Raw genomic sequence first — 22,650 nt, forward strand, 5'->3', positions numbered from 1 at the left:
AATTCCCGCAAAAATAATTCCGCGCGTATCGATCATTCCCAGCCGAATGTCGCAGGCGGCTTATTCGTCGCGTCGTAGTAGACCGCATCGACAAAGGGGAGGGCGGCAATTTTTTGTACGATGCGCTCAAGTACATCCTGCGGCAAGTGCGCAAAGCGCGCGGTCATCACGTCTTCGCTGCATACCGGACGCAGCACGAAGCTTGCGCGGTCGGGCGAGGACGCATAGGGCAAGTCGATCGTCAAATGCTGGAACACTTTATCGTACCATCCCGATTCGTAAAGCGCTTCGAGTGCGATGTCGTCCGCTTCGCGAAGCCGGTCGAGCCGCTTTTTATCGCAATAGCCTTTTTGCAGCGAAAGCTTTACGCCCGGCTTTCGGTAGAGGCGGATGAGCGTGCGGTTTATAAAAGAAGCCTTATTCGTGATGTGGGACGATGCCGCTTCGAGCGCATCCCAATCTTCGGGTGTGCGGTAAAAACCGTCTGCAAGCGTTTCGAATGAAAGCACTGCCGGAAAGCGGTAGGTGCGGAAATCTCCCTGCACGCCGACCGAACGCACCGGAAGGGCATATCGCTCCGTTAGGGTTTGTGAAAGCGGAATGCGCATCGCCTCTATTTCTTTTTCAGCGTTTTTAAAATCACTTTTGTCTTTTTCGCTCATCGTACCGTCCGAACACAATACGTTGATCGAAAGGCCGGGGCCGGGGAAGGGATGGCGGCGGATGAGGGAAGGGGCGAGACCGAGCTTTTTTCCGATGTTCCGCACTTCGTCTTTGTAAAGATTTTTCAGCGGTTCGATTATCAAGCCCTTTTCGATGAGCGATTGAATTCCTTCGACGCGGTTATGGTGCGTTTTGATGACGTTTGAATTTTTCGTCCCGCCCGATTCGATGATGTCGGGATAGAGCGTACCTTGCGCGAGCATCCATGATTCCCCGTCCAAGTGCCTTTCGGCGACGATGGCGTCTCGAACGGCGATAAAGGTTTCTCCGACCGCAACGCGTTTTTTTTGCGGATCGACAAGGCCGCTCACGGCTTTCAAAAAACGCTCACTCGCGTCTTCGACGATAAAATTGGTAAAGCCCGCCGCACGGTAGTGTTCGGCGACGGCTTTGCTTTCGCCTTTACGCATAAAGCCGTTATCGATATGCAGTCCAAGCACGCGATCCTGTCCGAGCGCTTTATTTAAAAGCGCAAAGGTGACGCTGCTGTCGACGCCTCCGCTTAAAAAAAGCAGCACGTTTTTATCTTCTGCTTCGCGTTGTATGTCGCCTATGATCATTTCCAAAACCGCTTTTTCATCCCAATTTTTTTCCATGCCGCAAAATCGAGCAAAGTTTTCGAACACTGCGTTTCCGCACGGCGTGTCGGCAACTTCGCAGTGAAACTGCAGACTGAAGCGCTTTTTTGCAAGGTTTTGCAAAGCTGCGTATTTACAGTTTTCCGTGCTGCCCGTTTTTTCAAATCCGTCCGCGATCTTCGTCACTTCATCCTGATGGCTCATCCATACTTGCATAGGAGAAGCGATACCGGAAAAAAGCGGGGACGCGGTGTGTGGATCGATCGTAAGATGCGCTATACCGAATTCTCCCGCCTCTCCTTTTTCCACTTTTCCGCCGTAATGCTGCGCCATGAGCTGGTGTCCGTAGCAGAGCCCCAAAATCGGAATGTCGGAATCCAAAATCGATTTGTTGAAGACGGGGACATTCGCGTCGTACACCGAAGCGGGGCCTCCGCTTAAAACGATCCCCTTTGCCCCTTCGATTTCCGAAAGAGAAGCGGAGGGGAGGGCGATTTCGGAATAATAACCGAGAGCGCGGAAACGCTTTGCGATCAAGTGCGCGTATTGACTTCCGAAATCGAGAACGATGATTTTTGAGAGCGGCATAGTGTTTCCTGTCTATAAAAAATAGTGTTTAAAATACGGCATTGCAAAAATATCGATTTTTCAAAAATGCGCCGACCGTTCGCTTATTATATCACAGTATCGCTTTTTTGTGCGCGCTCGCGTACACGCATTGTGAGAGCATTAGGACGGCATTTTTATGTTTTTGGAGAGTGCTTGACAAATACTAATAGTGTTGATAATATTATTAAAAATAACTTGTACTATCGTATCGGATGCAAGCTTTTAGGTATTTTAAAAGTTATCTCTAAAAACTGCAGTTTTTAGAGGTGCCCTGATGTTTTACGGGATGTTTTTATGCAGAGTGTTCGAAAGAAAACTAAGACCAAAATTATGAGTTTCAGCATTACCAGTACCGTATTTGATGAAGTGGATGCTTATTGTAAAGAGCGCGGTTGTTCGCGCAGTTGGTTTATTAATAAGGCTGTCAGCAGCTTTATGAAAGACTGTTTGGAAAATAAGGCGGATTATGATGTCGCCATTGCCGCTTTGGAAAGATTTAAAAAGAGTAATGGAAAGACATATACAAGTGATGAACTCCGGAAGGAATTCGGATTGTGAGAGTTGTATATTCGGGAGATGCGAGAAAGCAGTTAAAAAAATTAGATAACTCGGTCAAGGTAAGAATTCTTGACTATATGGACGAGGTTTCGAAACTCGATGATCCGAGAGCCAGAGGCAAGGCTTTAGTCGGAAATTATATCGGCTTATGGCGCTATCGTGTTGGAGATTACAGAATCCTTTGTGATATAAAAAATGATGAGCTTTGTATTCTCGTTGTAGACGTCGGGCATAGGCGCGACGTCTATGAATACAAGTAATATGCTTGAACCTTTTAGAAAAAAAACTTACGTACACATATCTTCCGTCCGGCAATAAAAAAAACGCCCCGCGGGAGGCGGGACGTTTCAAAACGACGGTAGGCGCGCCTGCGATTTTACGCGGGGGCGCATAAGAGCCGTTTAATTTCCGGTGAACTGGCCGACCAGTTCGGGGAAATCGAAACTCTTTTCGACAAAGTAGCGGAGGTCGAAATCCTCATGCGTGACGATAACCAAAATCGTCGCGTGGACGGCGAGGTATTCGGAAATTGCCTGCATGACTTTGAGGCGCGTTTCGAAATCGATGTGCGCGAAGGGTTCGTCGAGCAGGAGGATATCCGGCTTTGCAGTGAGCGCACGTGCGATATCCATGCGCTTCATCTCTCCGGACGACAGCTGCTGCGGCCGCTCGTCGAGGTTTGCGCTCGTAAGGCCGACCTTTTCGAGGTTCTTTTCGAGCTCTTCGATCGTGCCGCCTTCGCTTGACGCGGAAATCTGTTTAAACGAATCGCGGATGCTCAAATCGGGGAAAAACGAAAAGCGCGAATCCTGCTGTACGACCGTCATACGGCGGCGGAACGGCTTAAATGCTTTCGGATCTCTTCCCGTTTCTTTCGGCTTTAAGGCGACCAAATCGGAACCTTCCATGAGGATCTGTCCTTTGGTACTGTCGAGCAGGCGAAGGATCGCCTTAATCGTCGTAGACTTTCCGCAGCCTGAAGGGCCGGTGAGTCCGTACACGGTCGAACGTTCGAATTTGAGGTTCAATCCCTTAAATGCGGTAAAGGTGCGCTCTCCGAAGATACCGCGCTTAAAATACGTTTGCGACACGTTTTTCAATTCGATCGCAGTTCCCGACGCGCCTTTTTTCGCATCGGGCTTTTCGTAGCCTTCCATTTCGGGAAGCTCTTTCATCTGTTCGATGATGCCGTCTTTGAGCATAAACGCTTTGTCGAGCGTGAGCCGTTTGATAAAGTCAAGATCGTGACTGACCATGAGGAAGGTTTTATCTTTCGGGCCGAGTATTTCGTTGTTCAAAAACGTGACGAAGTGCTTTCGGAGATTGCGGTCGAGGTTTACGGTCGGCTCGTCCAACAGGATGAGATTTCCTTTCCGCGACAAAAGAATCATGAGCGTGATGCGCTGCATTTCACCGCCCGAAATCTCGTCGGGATAGAGGCGCGCAAACGCTTCAAAATCGAGTGAAAAATATTTTGTGAGCCGCTCGACGATAACCGGCCGTTGTCCCGGAGCGAGCAGGGCAAGGTTTTGATCGAGGGTTAAAGCGGGGTTCATAACTTGGGCGGTTTCCGCCGGTATGAACATGAGTCCCGACTGTGCGATCTGAGACCATTCGCCGAAGCCGAGCTTGTGGTTGAAGTACGCGGGAATCCCGTTCACTTTCATGGCCCCTTCGAAGGTAAAAATCTTCGTAGAGAGAATTCCGGCGACGGATTTCAAAAACACCGATTTACCGGTACCCGTCGGTCCCATGATGACGGCGGAAGCATGCGATTCAAGCGAAAAGCTGCAGTTTTTGAGGAGCACGCGCTCACCGAGACGGATCGAAAAATTATCAAGCGAAATAGGTGTCATGCGTTTCCTCCCTCTTTTTCGTTCAGCACGATCAAAAAGGCGACGCTGATCGCGATGAGTATGGCGGACGGAATCCAAAGGAGGATCGGGTCGCCTCCTTCAAATAGCGCGTCTCGGTGCGCGGCGATGAGTGCGCCCGGACTCAAGTGAGCAGGGGTGCCGTAACTGCCGAAACCGAGCTGAATGATAAAACCGAACGAACAGTCGAGGACGAGCGTTTTCAGCAAAATGCCCGCCGCAACGCGGCGGAATGTACTGCGCATCAAGTCGGTCGTCATCAAAATGGCGAGAATGCGCATCTTCGGAAATCCGTACGAGCGGAACGACAAGCTGTATTTTCGGTTGTACAGATCGATGAGCGGGATCGCGATGCTGCGAACCGCTTCCGGCAGCGTCGTCACCGTTGCCGCGAGCACGAATACGATGAGCGACATCATCGTCGATGCCGCACTCGTATGGCGTGCGAGGTAGCCCGATACCGGAGCGTAGCAAAAGAGCGCTACGAGGATCGCCGGAATCGATTCCACCGCATTGAGGATATTTGCGAAACTTCGCCCGACGTGCATATTCAATACGCTTATGTAGCCGAGTATAAAGCTCAGCAACATCGCGAAAAGCACAGTCGCCGCAAGCGTAATCGACAGCTCTTTAAACGACGAAACGAGCGACGTAAAATAACCGGAGTCGACGATCCTTTGCGGTGCGAAACCTGCAAAATACGACGGCGAAAGCCACGAAAGTGCGAGAGGCGATATCAAAACGACGATGCACAGTATTTTAAGAACATTAAATAGCTTTTTCATACCACCTCGGATAAATCAGGAATAGAATGGTCTTTACCAAAAATGCTACGACCGCGTTGACGCACAAAAGGATAAACACCGACGCTACGAGCAAATCGGTGTTCGTAGCAAGCAACGCATCGAGCAGCGTACTGCCGAGTCCGGGAAATGAAAATACGATTTCCGCGATCGTAACTCCTCCGATGATCGCCGGCACTTTACCCGCAAGGTAAGGGATAAAGCGCGGCAGACTCGAAGAAAAAAGATAGCCCGAATAGGTTTCCGGCAGCGGAAAAAATCGTCCCAAATTACGGCCGAGCGTTGAAAACACGACCGCGTGAGTCGAATTGACCTGTCTGAGCATATCGGCTTTGAGAAAGTTCGTCGCATCCCACGAAAGCCCTCCGAGCACAACGGTGATAAGCGCGATGATGATAAACGGGGCGTCGCTTCCGAACGCATTCGCCAGCACCCAAAAGCCGACGAACAGCGGCACCGCAGCGAGAACGGACGTGACCAAGCCCAAAAATCCTCCGAAGCGTTCGGCTCCGGCGGATTCGTGGTGCTCGGACATATACTGTCCCGTTACGGTGTACGCGGAAGAGGCAAGGGCGATGACGGTCAAAATAAAGAGCGCGAGCAGCGTCAGCGGTAAAGTGACGGCCGCTCCCGATGCGATAATCTGACCTGAGCTGAAACCGGGATGTGCAATGGAAAAATCTTCCGATCCCGAAATAAGCAGCAAAAACGACCGTGCCGCTTCGGCATAGCTTTCAAGCGGCGCGCCGATCGAAAGCAGATAAAATGCCGAAAGCACGAGTGTTCCCGCCACGGCAAATACGATGCCGTGGATGATGAATTCTCGGATCAAAAAGCGTAGAAAACGCATAGCACTCCCTATTTAATTTTCCAATTTTCGGCTGAAAGGAACGGATTGTCCGTAGCGATCGCAACGTTGTCTAAACCGCGGGAGTATACGTCTTTTTCCAGCGAGCACAAGTACAGCGCAGGCGAAAGTTCGCAGAGGCGCTTGTCTATCTGAAGCGTCAGATCGATCCAGTTTGCGGTAACGATCTCTTTTTCCCACGCGTCAAACAGACTATTCAATTTGCTGTCCGCGATTCCGGTGACGTTTTTCGAACCGTTCGAGCGGTACCAGTCGCCCAAGCTCGAATAGAGGTTATCAAAGCCTTCGCAGTACATGAGCGCGAGTTCGAATGATTTTTCGGTATGTACCATGCGATCGAAAACTCTGTCGCCGGTGCGCTTGGCTTCAACGTTCAAGCCGATTTCGGCAAGCTGTTTGACGATGCCGCTCGCCATTTTGGCACCGAATTCGCCCATAGAGTCGGGGTAGAGGAGGATCGCGTTTTGGCCTGAAACGCCGCCGGAAGAAGCGAGGCTCTTTGCTTTGTTAAGGTCGTAAGCAAGGAATGTCGGCATCGGCTTGTCGACGTATTCGGGAATATTCGCCGAAAAGAGGTTCGACGGGAAGGGACCGTAGTTTAAGATGACGCCCGATTTTTGATCGGTGATCGACGGAATAAGCACTTCGCGGTCGAGCGCCATTGCCATAGCCTGGCGTCCGTCGGCGTTCGGGAAGAGTTTCGTATTGATCGCGACTTCGTAGAACGCGTACGGGATGTACGAATTGATATCGACGTTCGGAATCTTCGCGACTTCGGCTCTGTCCATCGGGTTCGTTTCGAGGATGACATTGACGCGGCCTTTGCGCATTTCGTTCATGCGGATAATCGGGTCGATGACGCGCTTCATGACGAGGCTCGACGTCTGCGGCTTCGATTTAAAATAGGTACCGTTCGCATCGAAGGTAACCCATTTGCCGATTTCCCACGTCGCAAGTTTAAAGGGACCCGTTCCGACAGGTTCGGTTGCGAATTTACGTTCGTTTTCGCCCGCACGCATATTGACTTGCATATTCTGTCCGTTATATTTCGACGGAACGATTTTAAACGTGAGCACGGGATATGCGCGGAATTCCGGTATCGGATTGATGAATTCGACCTTTACCGTTCTGTCGTTTTCGGCGGTAACGCTTTTAATAAACGACATAAGATAGTCGCGCTTCGGAGAATTGTTCGCTTCGTCCGTATACGCGGCAAACGAATAGACGACGTCGTCCGAAGTGACGGGATTGCCGTCATGCCATTTTACGTCGTTGAGGGTAACCGTATACGTTTTTTTGTCTGCGGGATTTTGCACGATGCTTTCGGCAAGCGCGAGATCCGAGTAAAGCGAACCGCTGGTTTTATCGACTTCAAAGTTGACCAAACCGTCGAACAAGAGTTCGGCAGCGTTCAAGCCCGACGTATTTTGCTCAAGTACGGGGTTCAAAGAATCCGGCAGCGTCGACACGGCGATGACCGCGCCTTTCGGCTGAGCTCTCCACACGATAAACGCGCCCGCCGATATCAGTACGATAAGCGCGATGATAATAACGGCAATAATGCCTTTTTTGTTGATCTTCATTAACGCATCCTCACAATGAATGAACTGTAGACGACGACTTCGCCTTCATAGTCGGGCGTTTTGCCCTTTTGTATTTCAAAGAAATATTTGTTGCTCGTCAACTGTCCGCCTGCGTTGAGAACCGGCCATGAGTTTCCGATTTTTGCGTTGCGGTTGACGAGGTCTTTCATATTGTTTTTTTCGATGAGCCGGCCGCTCTTCGTGTTTTCCGCAAAGACACGGACGGTACGGTTATCCTTCAGCGTGACGACGAGGTCGTTCATCTGTCCGCGCGGAATGGAAACCATGCCCCACCAGTATTCGTTGCCTTTTGCGTTTTTCGCGCTGAACTTCGCCGGGCGGCTCCTTTTGCTTTCAGCCGTCGAGCGCGGATCGGGATTGAACAGACCGATCATGAGCGGGAAGACGACTTTGCCGCGGCTTGCAATTTCCTGCGCGGTGCGGATTTCGGCGTTGACTTGAGCGATCTTCGATTCGAGATCTTTTTTCTGCGCGTTTATATCGTCGATAATATCCTGGCCGATATCGTTCGGATATTTTGCCGCAAATGCGAGCAAATCCTGGTACGTTGCGTCGATATTCGTTTGAATCGACTGATAGTGGGCGAGAATCGCTTCGAGCGGCATCTTGCCGTTTTCGCCTGCGTTTTCGGGTGTGCGTGCGAATTCTTCGTCGATGTGCGTTTTATATTCGTATGCGCGTGCGCGGATGGCAGAAGCGCGTTCGATCGCCAAATCCTGACGCGTCTTTTTAAACGCGCGGATATTTGCGGAAACGCCTGCGGTTTTTGCGACGCCTGCATTGTTTGCCGCAGAATCGATTTCTTTTTCGGCACTTGCATAAGAGGCGAGTACGGAATCGTAGGCTGCGATTTTTTCTTCAAAATCCGGAGTTGAGCGGACTTTTTCGATTTGACTGTTGAGTGCGGAACTCTTTGCGAACAGAGCGCTTACGACATCGGTTTCTTTGTTCGCCTGCGTCAGCTCATCGGTGTTTCCGTATATTTTTACTGCGGACGCATAGAGTTTTTTCGCTTGAGTGATTTTTCCCGCAGCAACCAAACCGTCGATGCGTTTTGCCGAAAGAGAAGCGCCTTTTTCGGAGACGTCCGACTGAAGTTTGAGAGCGGGATCGAGCGAGCCGAATTTGTCAAGCGCCGTATTGCAGGCCGCAAGCAATTTCGCTTCGTTTTTCGTCGAATCGGTGCTTGCAAGTGCATCCGTTCCGGCTTTATATGCGGCGACATAGTTGAGATATTGCTTTTTTACTTTTTCGTCTTTTATTTCGTTCCAATACGGAGCGGCCGCTTCGGGTTCGCGGTCGTTCCACGCTTTGACACCGGCAGCGATTGCCCTGTCATCGGGATTTTCTTTGCCTCCCGTAGCGCAGGAAATAAGCATAACGGCAAAAATTGCCGAAACGATAAGCGCGTATTTTTTCATTCGGAAACCTCCTTAACTAAGCGGAAGCCGACATCGGCGTATCCGTTTTGACTGTTGATATTGCGGTAATTGGAAATGCGTAATTCGGTCGGGCCGTCCATCCATGATCCGCCTTTGACGGTGCGAAGATTCGTCTCTCCTTCGATGCCGTGGCTCGACGATGTCCACTCGGCGACGTTGCCTGACATATCGACGAGACCCCATGCGTTGTTGCCGTTTTCGAACGAACCTACGGGAGAAGTCTTGGTAAATTTACCGTTGCCTTTGTAATTCGCCCGTTTTCCGTCCGTCGGATTTTCATCTCCCCACGGATAGATGATGTCGGCACCGGCGCGAGCGGCTTTTTCCCATTCTTCTTCAGTCGGAAGTCGATAGGTAAAACCCGTCTGCTCGGAGAGCCACGCGGCGTATGCTTCGGCGTCGCTGTAGCTGACGGCGACGACCGGCTGTTTTCCTTGATTGTAATCGGGATTGTCGAAATAATCGGGGGCGCTTTCGGCTCTCGTCGTGTGGAGAAAGGCCGCATAGCGCGCATTCGTGACCGGCGTCACGTCGATAGCGTACGAAACGGTCGAAACCGTGTGTGCGGCTTCTTTTTTCTGTGCGCGGGTATCCTGCGGAACGGCTCCCGCATTGAATTCACCCTCAGGAACGACGACCGACGGAAATGCCGCGTTGATGTCGTCGAAACGGACATAGTGCGCGTCAGCGATCGTTTGGGTATCGAGCTTTTTCAAAACGGCGGACGACGGAACGGACTTAGCCAATGCGGTCTGCACGGTAAGCGTTACCGCCCTGTTCCGAAAGTTTTCATCGGCGGGAAAAGCGACGGAGATCGTACCGAGTGCGTCGGCTTTGATCAGCGTGCGAACGTCGGCGACTTCGCCGGCATCTGTCGGAAGATCCGCCGCTTCCCACGTAACGGTGACCGGAAGTCCGCCGGCCGCATTGCCGGAAGTATCGGCGACCTTAATCGAAAATTTCGTAGATGCATTGACGATGCCGTCTTTTACCGAAAACGTAAAGCCGAGGTTTTTTGTGACATCGGTGCACAGCGCTTCGGCTCTGCGCGAAAGCAGTTCCGTACCGTCGGGCACGGCCGAAAGCAGTTCCGTTTCGCCTTCGTCGACCAATTTTTCAAGGATTGCGACAGCTCCGGAAAGCTTGTCGGCGGGATTTTTTTTGCTCTTGCTTGTAGCGAGACGCGCGCTCAAATCGGCGCGAAGCGCATCGGTATAGAGTTTTTCTTTTTTGTCCCAATCGACGATTTTCATCCGGTAGGTGACAGCCGGCGGTTCATTCTTTTTGGATTGCGAATAGGGTTTGATGTCGGTGATGCGGGCTTTGACCGACGCATCGCTTACCTGTACCCTCGGCGCTTTCGGATTTACGGAGCGAAGCGCGGCGGTCAACGCACTTTCGACGAGGTCGCGTTTTCCCGCGAACTCCGCTTCCGCTGCTGTAGCTCCTTTACCGTAGCCGTAATAATAACCTTCTTCCTGTTTGACCAGTTCGGGTTCCGCCTTTTTGGCAAAAGCCGACCAGTTTGTCAAAACAAAAAAAACGGAAACCAAAAGAATCGCGAGGCGATTCCGTTTCATTGATGTACTCATACTTGCATCTCCTAAAATTTATTATATTATATATAATAAATTTAAAACAACTGTTCCACGCTCCGTCGTTTTTAGTATGTCTATGCTGCGATTCATTGTCGCAGCAGCAGGCTAATAAAAAGCGAAGCGCATAAAGCATAGCATACGGTTTTGAGTAAGTCAATATTTGCGAGAGCGGATTTCGCAGCAGACATTACCGAATACCGTACGTTTGTATAACAACATTCAACCGCGAAGGTTATACGCGATATCGTACTGATTTTAAAATTGTTTTTTATTCTTTTTTATTATAATAATAAATTATATTTAATTAATAATTATTAATTATTTTTGCGTTTTATTTTTTACCGAATACTCGCACGCGGCTTTAATAAATTCGCGAAAGAGCGGACCCGCGCGGTTCGGGCGGCTTTTGAACTCCGGGTGAAACTGCACGCCGACCATCCACGGGTGATCGGGAGCTTCGCATATTTCAACCAAATCACGTTCGGGGTTTACGCCCGAAATGATGAGACCCGCTTGTATCAATCTGTCGCGGTAGGCGTTATTGAATTCGTAGCGATGACGGTGGCGCTCCCAAATCGTTTTGGCGCCGTACGCTTTTTCGGCGAGCGTACCCGGCTTTATTTTGCATTCGTATTTTCCGAGCCGGAGCGTACCTCCGAGTATTTTTCCGTTTTGGTCGGGCATTAAATCGATGACGGGATCGCTTGTCGTTTTGTCCATCTCCGAAGAGTTCGCGTCTTTTAAGCCGAGTACGTTTCTCGCATATTCGATGACTTGAATCTGCATGCCGAGGCAGATGCCGAAGTAGGGCACTTTGTGAGTGCGCGCGTACTTCGCGGCGTAGACCATGCCTTCGATGCCGCGTCCGCCGAAACCGCCGGGGATGATGATGCCGTCGGCCGCTTTTAAGTGCGCGAGGGCGGTTTTGTCGTCGGGGAGTTTTTCCGCACCGATCCAATCGATCGTAACGTCCGCTTCGTTGTGGATGCCGCCGTGTACGAGCGATTCCGCGACGGAAAGGTATGCGTCGTGCAGTTCGACGTATTTTCCGACGAGCGCTATCGTCACTTTGCGTTTCGGGTTGTTGAATTTATCGACCATCTTTTGCCAATCGGCGAGATCGGGGGGCGTGTTTTTAAGGGCGAGCGCTTCGCATACCGCGTTTCCGAGTCCTTCGTGTTCCATTTGAAGCGGCACTTCGTAGATGGATCTCGCGGTGAGATTTTGGATAACGTGATTCGTGTCGACATTGCAAAAAGAGGCAAGCCGTTCGCGGGTTCCCGTATCGATCGGCTCTTCGGTTCGGAGCATAATGATGTCGGGCTGGATGCCGAGCTCCTGCAGCTCTTTTACCGAATGCTGTGTCGGCTTCGTTTTGAGCTCCTGCGATTTTTTCATGTAGGGCACGAGCGTCAAGTGGATGTAGCAGCAGTTTTCTTCGCCGACTTTGTATTTCATCTGACGGATCGCTTCCATAAACGGCAGCGATTCTATGTCGCCGACGGTACCTCCGATTTCCGTAATGATGACGTCGGCATTTGTTTCCGCCGTCGAAAGCATCATACGGCGGAGGATCTCTTCGGTGATGTTCGGAATGACCTGCACCGTTCCGCCGTGAAATCCGCCTTCGCGCTCTTTGTTTAAAACGGCGAGGTAGACGCGGCCTGCAGTCGTATTCGACGATTGGGAAAGAGAAGCGTCGGTAAAGCGCTCGTAGTGCCCCAAGTCGAGGTCGGTTTCGGCTCCGTCGTCGGTGACGAAAACTTCGCCGTGCTGGTAGGGATTCATCGTTCCCGGATCGATGTTCAAATACGGGTCGAATTTTTGATTGACGACTTTGTATCCTCGGCTTTTTAAGATGAGCCCGATAGATGCCGCAGCGATGCCTTTGCCGAGTCCCGAAACGACTCCGCCGGTGATGAATATATACTTAGCCATTTTTATCATTATAGCAGGAAAGTTTCCGTTCGTCCATAAACGCGCGAAACATATTCGGATATGTGCGACAGCGCTTTTTCCGCCGTTTTGTGATTTATTTCAAGAAGGCTTCGGAACTCTTCGGCGGAAATTTTCATCAGCTTGCAGTCGGTTTCCGCTTTCGCTTCCGACGTGCGCAGTTGGTCGAGTATGCACGTCTCTTCGCCGAAAAACGAGCCCGTGTCGCAGTACGAAAGGTTTCCGTTTCTGTTGATGAGTACCGCACCGCTGACGACGTAGTACGAATCGTCGGAGCGCTCGTTCTTTGCGTAGATGATCGAGCCAGCGGTATAGTTTTCGACGTTGTCGTCGTTCATAATCGCCGACGGCGTGATAAAGAGTATGCGTTTTACGATCGAATTGAGTTTTGTGTCGTCGCGGTCGGGTAAGAGGTATAATTCGCTTAAAACGAGCGGATCGAAAAACTGCACGATATATACCACTTGCGCGAAGATAAAAAACAGCGTAAAGAAGATATACGTTTGGAAGAGGAAAACCATAAGTCCGCCGAGCACGCCGTAGATGATATTGTAGTTTGCCATGTTGAGAAATTCGTTTGTCAATTTTGCCGCCGTAAAAAACGAAAGCGTACACAGTGAGGAGCAGAATGCGCAGAGTTTTACGTTCGGTTTCGTTTCCGACGCATAGCGGTAGGCGAGCAGTACGATGACAAATATGAGGGCGAATTCGGATACGGTGATGACAACGGGCGAAAGAACGAGGAGCGGCGGAAGTTCGACCGGCAGAGCGGCGAACGGAAACAGCGTAAAAAGATTTCGAAGCGCGAAGAGCAGCAATATGATGAGCGTCGCTATGACGATGAGCGCAAGCTCTCCGATGACGATGAGCGCATGGTTGAAAATCGCGCGGGTTTTTATTTTTTTATGAAAGATGCGGCGCATGCCCTGCATAACTGCGGCGAAGGATTTTCTCGCCATCAGCACGATAAAAAGTACAAGTACGAATTCGATCCGGCCGAAGGTTTTTACTTTCAGTATACCGTCGATAAAGGATTCGGCGTCGAACATCGTTTTGTATTCGGAAACGCGCGATAAAACCGAATCGATGATTTCCGGCGACGCATGGATGATGCGCACGAGGACGGCGAGTACCGTCATGACGATCGGGATAAACGAAAAGAGAAAACCGAACGCGCAGGAAGCTGCGCACGTATAGAGATTGTTCCGCGCGTAAAACGACGCCGTCAAATAGATGAGCTGACCGACCGTATTTTTTGCCGAGCGTTTTTTATGCCGCCGTTTCATCAACGCTTGTAATTATAGCGCGCTTTTTAAAAATCCGCCAGCTTCGGCGCGCGCGGGTAGGGGATAACGTCGCGGAGGTTCGACATACCGGTAACGTAGCGGAGGAGGCGCTCGAATCCGAGGCCGAAACCCGAATGCGGTACCGTGCCGAATCTGCGCAAGTCGAGATACCACGTATAATTCGACATGTCCATATTGCGCTCGTTACATGCAGCCAGCAGTTTGTCGTAATTTTCTTCGCGCTCGCTTCCGCCGATTATTTCGCCGATGCCCGGAACGAGGACGTCGAGGGCTTTGACCGTTTTGCCGTCGTCGTTTTGTTTCATATAAAACGCTTTGATCGCTTTCGGATAATTGTAAACCATGACGGGGCATTTGTAGATTTGCTCGGTGAGGTAGCGCTCGTGTTCGGTTTGAATATCGCAGCCCCAAAACGGTTTGTATTCGAATTTGTCGGCATGTTTTTCGAGCGCTTCGATCGCTTCGGTGTACGAAATCCGCTTAAACGGCGTTTCGGCGACGTGTTCGAGCATCGCGATGAGGCCGTTTTGAATGCGTTTGTCGAAAAACTCCAAATCGCTTCGGCACTTTTCAAGCGCCCAGCGCAAAAGGTATTGGATAAAACTTTCGGCCAAATCCATATCGTCATCCAAATCGAAAAAGGCCATTTCGGGTTCTATCATCCAAAATTCGGACAAGTGCCGCGGAGTATTCGAATTTTCTGCGCGGAACGTCGGTCCAAATGTGTACACGCGCGAAAGGGCGGTCGCAAGCGTTTCCGCTTCGAGCTGTCCGCTCACCGTGAGGCTCGCTTTTTTGCCGAAAAAGTCTTTCGAATAATCTACGAGGGATGAAGCGCTTTCGGCCTTTTTGCCGGCATTCCCCGCTTTGACACCGATCTCCGCGATCTTTTCGAGCGACAGCGTCGTCACTTGAAACATTTCGCCCGCGCCTTCGGCGTCGCTGCACGTGATGATCGGCGCGTTGATATATTGAAAGCCGTTTTCCTGAAAAAACGAGTGAACGGCGAACGCCATTTGATTGCGCATGCGGAACACCGCACCGAAAGTATTCGTGCGCGCTCTGAGGTGAGCGTTTTCGCGGAGATATTCCATAGACATTTTATTTTTTTGAAGCGGATAAGCGTCGCTCGGACATTCTCCGAGAACGATAAGCTTTTCGAGCGTCACTTCGACGGCCTGTCCCGACGCGGGCGAAGGGACGAGAAGGCCTTCGGCGCGCACCGAAGCGCCGGTATTCGCTTTTGCGATATTTTCTTCTATCGCTTTGACGTCGGCTCCGGCGGAAGGGGATGTACGGTCGAAAGTCAGCTGGATCGATGCAAACGAGCTGCCGTCGTTTACTTGAATGAAGACGAGATTTTTCGAATCGCGCACGGTTCTCACCCAGCCGCACACGGTGACGGCTTTTCCGTCGGGCTTTGATGCAAGCAGATCTTTTATGAGCGTCGGTTTCATGCGTACGATTGTAGCGATTTTATACGCTTTGAGCAATGTGCCGCGCAAGTCAACGTTCGCATGAGCGTCGCATTCGCTTCGTTGCTGAAAATCCTCGCCGTCAATCCCTCGAAAATAAATCGCGCGTACGGTTTTCAACTGCGAACTGTTGCGCGGCAGAAAATATCGCTCATCCTAATTCCGAAGCTTTTTTATCAGACTTATTAAAACGCATCGATAAACGCTTTTTTGTTTTTGAATTCGAACACACGATAAAAATTGTCCGAATAGACCTGAGTCCCGTTTTTAAATACGGCACGCTGGGAAGCATCGTTGTATTGTTTTTGAGTTACAAGGAAAAAAATCGGCTCATTCGCTTTGTAATCATCGCGATAAAAACGCTCGGGTGTCAGCCATAAATCGCATTTAAATTTAGTTGGAATATATTTGACGCCGTCTATCGTATCATAATAAAGATTTCCGAATTCAACTCTGCCGTCCGTCATCATCGTAAAAACATTTGCATTCCAAAACGTCGCATAACCGAAATCGTAGTTGTCGTCGAGAAAGCGGCATACGGCGCGCTTATCAAGATTCCCATCTGAAGTTAAAACATCGATATAAGTGGTAAATGCCCCTAAAATGAGGGCAACAGAAAACGACACGCCGACAAGGTATTTTTTCAGCACGGAAAGATTTGGGCTTTCTAGAAACAGCGCAAAGCATGGGACACAATAAACAAGAGACGGAATAAAATATCGATCCTTGTATTCTGTATGAATTATTGCAAATGAATTTAAAACAATCATAACTGCAGCTATGATAAAGAAAAATCGTTTATGCTCCGATTCATGTTTTTTTATGCATACGACAAAACACACGATAAAAAATATAAACGCGCTATATAGCATAACGTTGTTTATCCCTGCAGGTCCGAAAACAAGCACACCGTTATGATAACCGAATATCTCAAATATCGATCGATGAACATCTGAAAAACTGACGTCTCCGATAGTATTGAATCGTATATCGTTCCATGTTGAAAATGAAAAAAGCCTCTTCAGCACCAATGAATTTACAATATATCCGAAACCGCTTAAAAAAATATTCATCACGGCATAGAACGTCGGCCTGTCTTTTATAAAAAAATGGGAAAAATAAAATGCTTCTTTTCGGTTTACAAGACGATAAACGGAAAAAGCGACAATTGCAAGTGCAATAGGAAACTGAAAATTCAAAATGTATCGTATACCCGACGCTCCTGAAATAAAGGCAAGCGTGAAAAAAACTATCGCAAACGTTTTTCTTTTTTTTGCCGAAAGCTCCGAATATGCGAGTGACAGAAAAAGCCCCGTATATATAAAACTTATCGTGATGTGCGGAATATAATAATTTCCGAATTGCACAATATTCCACATCGTACGCGACCAAGGTATAAAAATAAACAGTGCACACAGAAGCTTTATCCATCGGGTTTTTACACCGAGAGTTCCGAGCAAAAACCACAACGAGAGCGGCAACGCGAAACACAAAATAATCGCAGAGACGGCTTTTACCGTAAGCCAACTCGACGTAAATGCAAAGAGGAACGATGTAACAAGCTGCGTGTTTAAAAGGCGCAATTCCGTCGAATAATGCCATGAGCGCGGCCAAAATGTTTTATGCGTAAAGCATTCTTTGGCAAGCATGAGTTCAGATGCCATATCGCTGTCCATGTTTTGTATGCAGCGCGCAAAAGCACAGAATTCTGTCAAAATCACAGCTGCGATAAAAAACTGCACGATCAAAATTATCTTCGTTTTTTTTGAAAATTTAAGAAAAAACAAAGCGTCAAAAAAAATAACCGTAAAAATCGGAAATCCGATAAGCGGAGCAATTGTCTGCCGAACCTTTGCAGGATTTATAGGACGATGTAACATTTGTGTTTCGACAACGGTTTGAATATATGTGAAAATCTGTGCGGAATATGCGATCAAAGCTACGCTCACTGCAAGAGCTGCTGTAGATACAATTAAAAGGGTTATATCCGTTTTTTTTGAAAAAGCGTTCATTTCTATTTGCTCCTTTATATTTCTATGTACATCAATCCCTCGAAAATAAATCGCGCGTATAGACTTTTTCTTTTACGTCGTCCAAATCGTGCGCCGAGCGGTTTGCGATTATGATGTCGCATTGCTTTTTAAATTCTTCAAGGTCTTTAATTATTTCCGAATTAAAAAAATCGCCGCCGCTGTACGTCGGTTCGTAGACGACGACCCGTATGCCCTTCGCTTTGATGCGCTTCATAACGCCTTGAATCGACGATTGACGGAAATTATCGCTGTCCGCTTTCATCGTCAGACGGTACACGCCGACCGTTTTCGGCTTTTTTGCGATTATTCGGTCGGCGATAAAATCTTTGCGCGTCCTGTTCGATTCGACGATCGCGCCGATTAAATTGTTCGGAACGCGGTCGTAATTTGCGAGCAGCTGCTTCGTATCTTTCGGCAAACAATATCCGCCGTAACCGAACGACGGATTGTTGTAAAAGTCGCCGACGCGGGGATCGAGGCATACGCCGCGTATAATCGATCGCGTGTCAAGCCCGCGGACTTCCGCGTACGTGTCGAGTTCGTTGAAATACGCGACGCGTAGCGCAAGAAAAGTGTTTGCAAACAGTTTAATCGCTTCCGCTTCGGTACAGTGCGGATAAAGCACGGGAATGTCTTTTTTAATTGCGCCCGCTTTTAAAAGCGAAGCGAAGGTTTCAGCTTTTTCTTTGAGCGCTTCACAGTCTTTGGGATAGCTTACGACGATACGCGACGGGTAGAGGTTGTCGTAGAGCGCATGACCTTCGCGCAAAAATTCCGGAGAAAAGAGTATGTTCGGGAATTCTTTTTCTTTTCTGATTTTTTCCGTATAGCCTACGGGAACCGTCGATTTTATGACGATCACCGTGTCGGGATTTATTTTTTTTACAAGGTCGATAACGGCTTCGACGGACGACGTATCGAAATAATTTTTTTCTGGATCGTAATTTGTCGGAGTCGAAACAATGACAAAGTCGGCTCCTTCGTATGCGAGTCGGGCATCGAGCGTCGCCGTGAGCGAAAGATTCCCTTTTGCAAGATAGGTTTCGATTTCTTTATCGACGATCGGAGATTTTTTGTTATTGAGCATATCGATCTTTTCCCGAACGATGTCGACGGCATATACGTCGTTGTGTTCGGCCAAAAGTATCGCGTTTGAAAGCCCTACATATCCAGTTCCTGCAACCGCAATTTTCATAGCAAAAACCTCCCGTAAAAAAATCTTTCAAAAAATACGGATAAAAATATCCTGCTCGGCGCCGCTTTGCATCAGTATACACATTATCGTTTGAGCCGTTTTACTTTTTTTGCCAATGCGCGAATACCGCCCGCCTGCGCTTCGAAGAATTTAAAGACGTGCGGTGCGTGGGCTTTCATATCGGCAAGAGTGAACAAAAGCGGCGACTGCATGATGCTTACGATGCGCTTGTCGTTTACGAGATGCACTTTATTAAATTGAAACTTCGGAGATTCGATCATGGTTTTTATATCGTCGGGAATCGTTCCCGCCTCTTTTATTCTTTTGAGAAGAGATGCGTCCGCAAGTTTGTAGTAGGGAAGGTAATTTTTTCCGCCGAATTCGGACGAATAGTAGTGAATGATTTTTGCGTCTTTCAGATACGCGAGCCCCCCGTGGCTCAGCTGGCAGTTCCATTCGCCGTCCAAAAACGAATTTCCGAATCGCATCCGATACCATGCTTCATTAAATGCGCTTTGGTCGTGATGATCTTTTTTTACCGTATAGCCGTATTTCCACAGTTCGTGCCATAATTTAAAAAATTGCTTACTCGTTTCGGTGTTTTTAACGAAGAATACGCCGCTGTTTACATGGAAACCGTTTTTTTTCGTTCCGCAAAAGCCGAGTTTTTTATCGCGTTTTAAAAAATAATCTTTGTGCACATGGTCGCCCAGCATAACGTGACCGTCGAGTACGCCGGCTATATCGGCTGTATGCTTTTCAACTGAAGATAGTTCGCCGGTTATTACGGTATCGCAATCGATATATAAAAAATCGTCGTGAATATAATCGGGAATCGTCGTCTTCAATATACGCGAGCGGGCGACGCCGTTTACGGTATCGTCGAATGAAACGGGGATGACCGACGCTGCGTAGGATTTGAGCTCGGAACGCTTGCCGAAAAAAGAAGCGGCCGTTGTATCGTCGACAAGAAAAACGACGTCGGCATCTTTCATGTGACGCCTGAGCGAATAGACGGACATAAGCGCCTGTTCGTAATAGAGATCGTTCGGACTCGATACCAAAACGTATACATACTTCATTCGGCATATCCTTTGCGTTGCGCCGCATATAAAATACCGCAGGCGACCGATGTCTGCACGTAACCGCGTTCGTTTAATCGCCGGATAATCCATTCGTTTCCCGATATCTCGTTATCGTTATCGCGTATCGATTTGTCGAGAAAAAGGATGTAATCCGGCAGTCTGTGACCGGCGAAATCTTCGTAATACGGCTCGATTCTGTAGTCGCTCGGCGGCAGCCGCCACGTTGTCGGTGCGCCGCATGCAAGATTCTTATCGACCAGATACGCCCACGGCGCAAGCTGCGAAATAAAAATCGTGTCGCCTTTTTCGGTATCGATACGTTCAAGCGTATGCAGGATGCTGTCGTATTGCCGTTTGTATATACTGCCGGTATAGAGCCCACTTGCCGGCCCCTGTGTTATTTTTTCTGTTGCCGGATGGCGTGAGGGAATAAACGCAATATGCGGAAAAAGGCGGATATCTCTATACGTCAGATTGACTCGATAAAAAAAAGTACCGCACACGATAATCGCAAGCGGAAGATATTTTAATAATCGATTGGAAAGTTTTTCAGACGGAAAAGCGTTTTCGAACGATTGTATATAAACGGATGCTATGCCGCCGGAAACTACAACCATTCCTATGGAACAGACACCGAAACCCGTATCGGATGCGTAACAAAAAAAATACGATAAAATTAATCCGGGGATGATAAAGTACAGTAATTCTCTTTTGTATTCGACGGCGGCTTTTTTTAGGGTATACGGAGAAAACAGCAACGCCGTAAAGATACCGTAATGAAAAAATGCCATGATAAAAGCTCCGCAATCTTTTTCGATTACGATACCGTTTACGACGAGCAGGATGGTATTAAGTAAAAATAAAAGCGGTTTTGTCTTCGGCGTCAGCGCGATGCGTTTTTTTAAAACGGCAATATATGCGGCGATCATCGGCAGATTTGTGATTACATACGGAAAGAGAATGAGACGCGGACATTTATAGAGGCGCTTTATCGTGTGGATCGGCTTTCGTCCGTATGCCGGATCGTTGAAAATATATTTTAAAGATTTCAAAATGCTTACAGGATCCGTTTTGTACAGTACCGCAGCGATGTATATCACGGCTACGAAAACCGTACCTGCCCAAATACAAAGCCAGAGTTTCCATCTTTTTCTCGTCGCAGAAAAGATCAGCAGCGCGGCCGATACTGTAATGTATACGAGCGCAAGGTAAGGATTGCACAGCACCGCTAGCGCAAAAAAAATGCCGGATATAAAAAGAAACAACCTATGCCGGTGCAGCTCAAAGAATGCATATAACGCGACGATACCCAAAAGATAGGTTTCGCAGCCGATCACATAATACGACGGTCCGTTTATACACGCGCGTGCAAAGATCAAAGCGACAAGCGCTAAAGTCAATGAAGCCGAACGGCGCATTTTTTTTGAAAAAATACAATACGCCGCGACTGCCGTCAACGCTTGAAAGAACAACGTTGCGATTCTAAAAAAAAGATATATTCCGTCCGTACTTCCGACGATTTTAATAAAAAACGCATACAGCGGATATAAAAGCGGTTCATAGCTTTGCGTCGGCGACCAATCGTCGATGAACAGCCGTTCGCCGGTCATCATACGGTTTACCGTAGACAGGTAAAACCCTTCGTCAGACCAGCAAAAACTGTAAAACAGATTGTTAAAAAGCAGCAAAGCGGTTATAGCGATTACGGCGTACGCAAATAACACGGTTTTATGTTTTACCGTCATAACATATAATTTTAATTTGGAATTATATTGTTGTCAATTACGATGATAGAATGCGATTGAAAAGTGCAATATATTTTTGTGCACAGTTTTTTACCGCGTATGTAGTTTTAAAAGTGTTTGCAATGGAAGAGAGTGTTGTTTGAGACGGACTGTTTCTTATTACTGTAAGAATCGTATCTGCAAGTTCGTTTTCATCGGTTGCATTATCGTAATAGCTGACAAGTCCCATCGTTGTCTCGTACAGTGATGTCTCCTTTGTGGAAATGACGGGAACCTTACAAACGGCGGCTTCAATCGGCGTTCTGCCGAAACCTTCGTATAAAGACGGAGTCACAAACAATGCTGCGTTTTTTAAAAGCCACGTTTTTTTTGCTTCCGAAATTTTATACAACATGTGAACTCTATCTTCCAACGCATATTTATGTATGTATTCTTGCAGCATAGAAAAATATGTTTCGTCTTTGTATCCGCCGCAACAGACGACATCAAACGGAACCGAATCCTTTATAATATTGAACGCTTTTAATAATGTTATTGTATTCTTTTTCGCTATGTAGGCGTTTATATCGAGAATAAAAGGGTTTGAAATTCCCTGTACGGTCTCCGTTTTTGAGTCGTCGAAATCTATCGAATTCGGAATAACGGGAATTTCTTTTCGATATCCGAGCGAAGCGACAATATCGTTTTTCGTGTAAGTTGAAATGGCTACGATTTGGTTATGATTTTCGTCGGCGATATTTTTGTATGCGCGCGCATTATTACGAGCATGCAGACGGTACATATCATGTATAGTAAGAATACCGGGAAGTTTCGTATCAACGTACGATTCCGGAATCGTATAGGGAAACCAAATCGCATTAAAGGAAGAATGTTCGATATTTTTTTTATATATACCGATTTTTTTTATCAGAGCGCTTGCTGCAAATTTACCGTGACTGATTTTTGAAAGAAGCGTAAGCGGAAACCATCGCAATATCAGCTGCTTGTATGACGGAAAGTATTCTCTAAAAAACTGTGCATGAGGTTCGCTTACGATGAGCGTGCAATATTTCGAAAAACCGAGTTCCGTAAAAGCGTTGAGTAAATCGGCGGCAAAGATCGATGTAGAGTAAGTAAGTTTTTTATTTCGTGCTTCACTATGGGCAAAAAATGTCGTGTCGATCGCTACTGCGGGTACTGTATTCATATTTATTTCCT

At 48.1% G+C, this 22,650-nt stretch carries 17 protein-coding genes; 2 read left to right on the forward strand and 15 right to left on the reverse strand.

Annotation, left to right across the window (positions count from 1 at the left end):
• Nucleotides 1-32: 32 nt before the first annotated feature.
• A complete protein-coding gene (gene guaA, locus HMPREF0860_RS07765) occupies nt 33-1,889 on the reverse strand; it encodes a glutamine-hydrolyzing GMP synthase (protein ID WP_021330149.1) in 1,857 nt (618 codons plus the stop codon).
• Between the two features lie 315 nt (nt 1,890-2,204).
• Between guaA and HMPREF0860_RS07770 the strand changes: the two genes are divergently transcribed.
• Complete coding sequence (locus HMPREF0860_RS07770) at nt 2,205-2,468, forward strand: hypothetical protein (RefSeq protein WP_038080885.1); 264 nt, start codon at nt 2,205-2,207, stop codon at nt 2,466-2,468.
• The gene (locus HMPREF0860_RS07775) at nt 2,465-2,728 is read left to right on the forward strand and encodes a type II toxin-antitoxin system RelE family toxin (RefSeq protein ID WP_038080887.1); all 264 of its coding nucleotides are present in this window, start codon (nt 2,465-2,467) and stop codon (nt 2,726-2,728) included. The genes HMPREF0860_RS07770 and HMPREF0860_RS07775 overlap by 4 nt, the downstream gene beginning before the upstream one ends.
• A gap of 141 nt (nt 2,729-2,869) precedes the next feature.
• Here the strand turns inward: HMPREF0860_RS07775 and HMPREF0860_RS07780 are convergent, their stop codons facing one another.
• The 14 genes from HMPREF0860_RS07780 to HMPREF0860_RS13290 form a co-directional block, all read right to left on the reverse strand.
• The gene (locus tag HMPREF0860_RS07780) at nt 2,870-4,324 is read right to left on the reverse strand and encodes an ATP-binding cassette domain-containing protein (protein ID WP_021330154.1); all 1,455 of its coding nucleotides are present in this window, start codon (nt 4,322-4,324) and stop codon (nt 2,870-2,872) included.
• Nucleotides 4,321-5,127 (reverse strand): hypothetical protein, encoded by an 807-nt coding sequence (locus tag HMPREF0860_RS07785; protein WP_021495660.1) that lies wholly within the window; start codon nt 5,125-5,127, stop codon nt 4,321-4,323. Before HMPREF0860_RS07785 ends, HMPREF0860_RS07780 begins: the two co-directional genes overlap by 4 nt.
• Nucleotides 5,111-5,995 carry an ABC transporter permease subunit gene (locus tag HMPREF0860_RS07790; protein ID WP_021330150.1) on the reverse strand — a complete coding sequence of 295 codons (885 nt, stop codon included), beginning with the start codon at nt 5,993-5,995 and terminating at the stop codon, nt 5,111-5,113. The genes HMPREF0860_RS07785 and HMPREF0860_RS07790 overlap by 17 nt, the downstream gene beginning before the upstream one ends.
• Nucleotides 5,996-6,003: 8 nt before the next feature.
• Nucleotides 6,004-7,596, reverse strand: a complete 1,593-nt coding sequence (locus HMPREF0860_RS07795; protein ID WP_021330156.1) for an ABC transporter substrate-binding protein — start codon at nt 7,594-7,596, stop codon at nt 6,004-6,006.
• Nucleotides 7,596-9,038 carry a hypothetical protein gene (locus HMPREF0860_RS07800; RefSeq protein ID WP_021330153.1) on the reverse strand — a complete coding sequence of 481 codons (1,443 nt, stop codon included), beginning with the start codon at nt 9,036-9,038 and terminating at the stop codon, nt 7,596-7,598. The genes HMPREF0860_RS07795 and HMPREF0860_RS07800 overlap by 1 nt, the downstream gene beginning before the upstream one ends.
• A complete protein-coding gene (locus HMPREF0860_RS07805) occupies nt 9,035-10,651 on the reverse strand; it encodes a formylglycine-generating enzyme family protein (RefSeq protein WP_021495664.1) in 1,617 nt (538 codons plus the stop codon). The genes HMPREF0860_RS07800 and HMPREF0860_RS07805 overlap by 4 nt, the downstream gene beginning before the upstream one ends.
• A gap of 324 nt (nt 10,652-10,975) precedes the next feature.
• Nucleotides 10,976-12,595 carry a CTP synthase gene (locus tag HMPREF0860_RS07810; protein ID WP_156005608.1) on the reverse strand — a complete coding sequence of 540 codons (1,620 nt, stop codon included), beginning with the start codon at nt 12,593-12,595 and terminating at the stop codon, nt 10,976-10,978.
• 8 nt (nt 12,596-12,603) lie between these two features.
• Complete coding sequence (locus HMPREF0860_RS07815; RefSeq protein ID WP_021331507.1) at nt 12,604-13,899, reverse strand: YhjD/YihY/BrkB family envelope integrity protein; 1,296 nt, start codon at nt 13,897-13,899, stop codon at nt 12,604-12,606.
• Nucleotides 13,900-13,925: 26 nt separating this feature from the next.
• Nucleotides 13,926-15,377, reverse strand: a complete 1,452-nt coding sequence (gene asnS / locus HMPREF0860_RS07820) for an asparagine--tRNA ligase (RefSeq protein WP_038081876.1) — start codon at nt 15,375-15,377, stop codon at nt 13,926-13,928.
• 203 nt (nt 15,378-15,580) lie between these two features.
• Entirely contained in the window at nt 15,581-17,116 is a 1,536-nt protein-coding gene (locus HMPREF0860_RS07825) for a hypothetical protein (protein ID WP_231364454.1), read from the reverse strand.
• A gap of 322 nt (nt 17,117-17,438) precedes the next feature.
• The gene (locus tag HMPREF0860_RS07830; RefSeq protein WP_021331505.1) at nt 17,439-18,623 is read right to left on the reverse strand and encodes a nucleotide sugar dehydrogenase; all 1,185 of its coding nucleotides are present in this window, start codon (nt 18,621-18,623) and stop codon (nt 17,439-17,441) included.
• 83 nt (nt 18,624-18,706) lie between these two features.
• Nucleotides 18,707-19,705 (reverse strand): glycosyltransferase, encoded by a 999-nt coding sequence (locus tag HMPREF0860_RS07835; RefSeq protein WP_021331512.1) that lies wholly within the window; start codon nt 19,703-19,705, stop codon nt 18,707-18,709.
• Nucleotides 19,702-21,453: an ArnT family glycosyltransferase gene (locus tag HMPREF0860_RS07840; RefSeq protein WP_021495661.1), complete on the reverse strand. Its 1,752-nt coding sequence runs from the start codon at nt 21,451-21,453 to the stop codon at nt 19,702-19,704. Before HMPREF0860_RS07840 ends, HMPREF0860_RS07835 begins: the two co-directional genes overlap by 4 nt.
• 37 nt (nt 21,454-21,490) lie before the next feature.
• On the reverse strand, nt 21,491-22,639 hold the full coding sequence (locus HMPREF0860_RS13290) for a glycosyltransferase (RefSeq protein ID WP_156002213.1): 1,149 nt from the start codon (nt 22,637-22,639) through the stop codon (nt 21,491-21,493).
• Nucleotides 22,640-22,650 lie beyond the last annotated feature (11 nt).

Origin of the sequence: Treponema socranskii subsp. socranskii VPI DR56BR1116 = ATCC 35536, assembly GCF_000468115.1 — a bacterium.
GTDB lineage: Bacteria > Spirochaetota > Spirochaetia > Treponematales > Treponemataceae > Treponema_D > Treponema_D socranskii.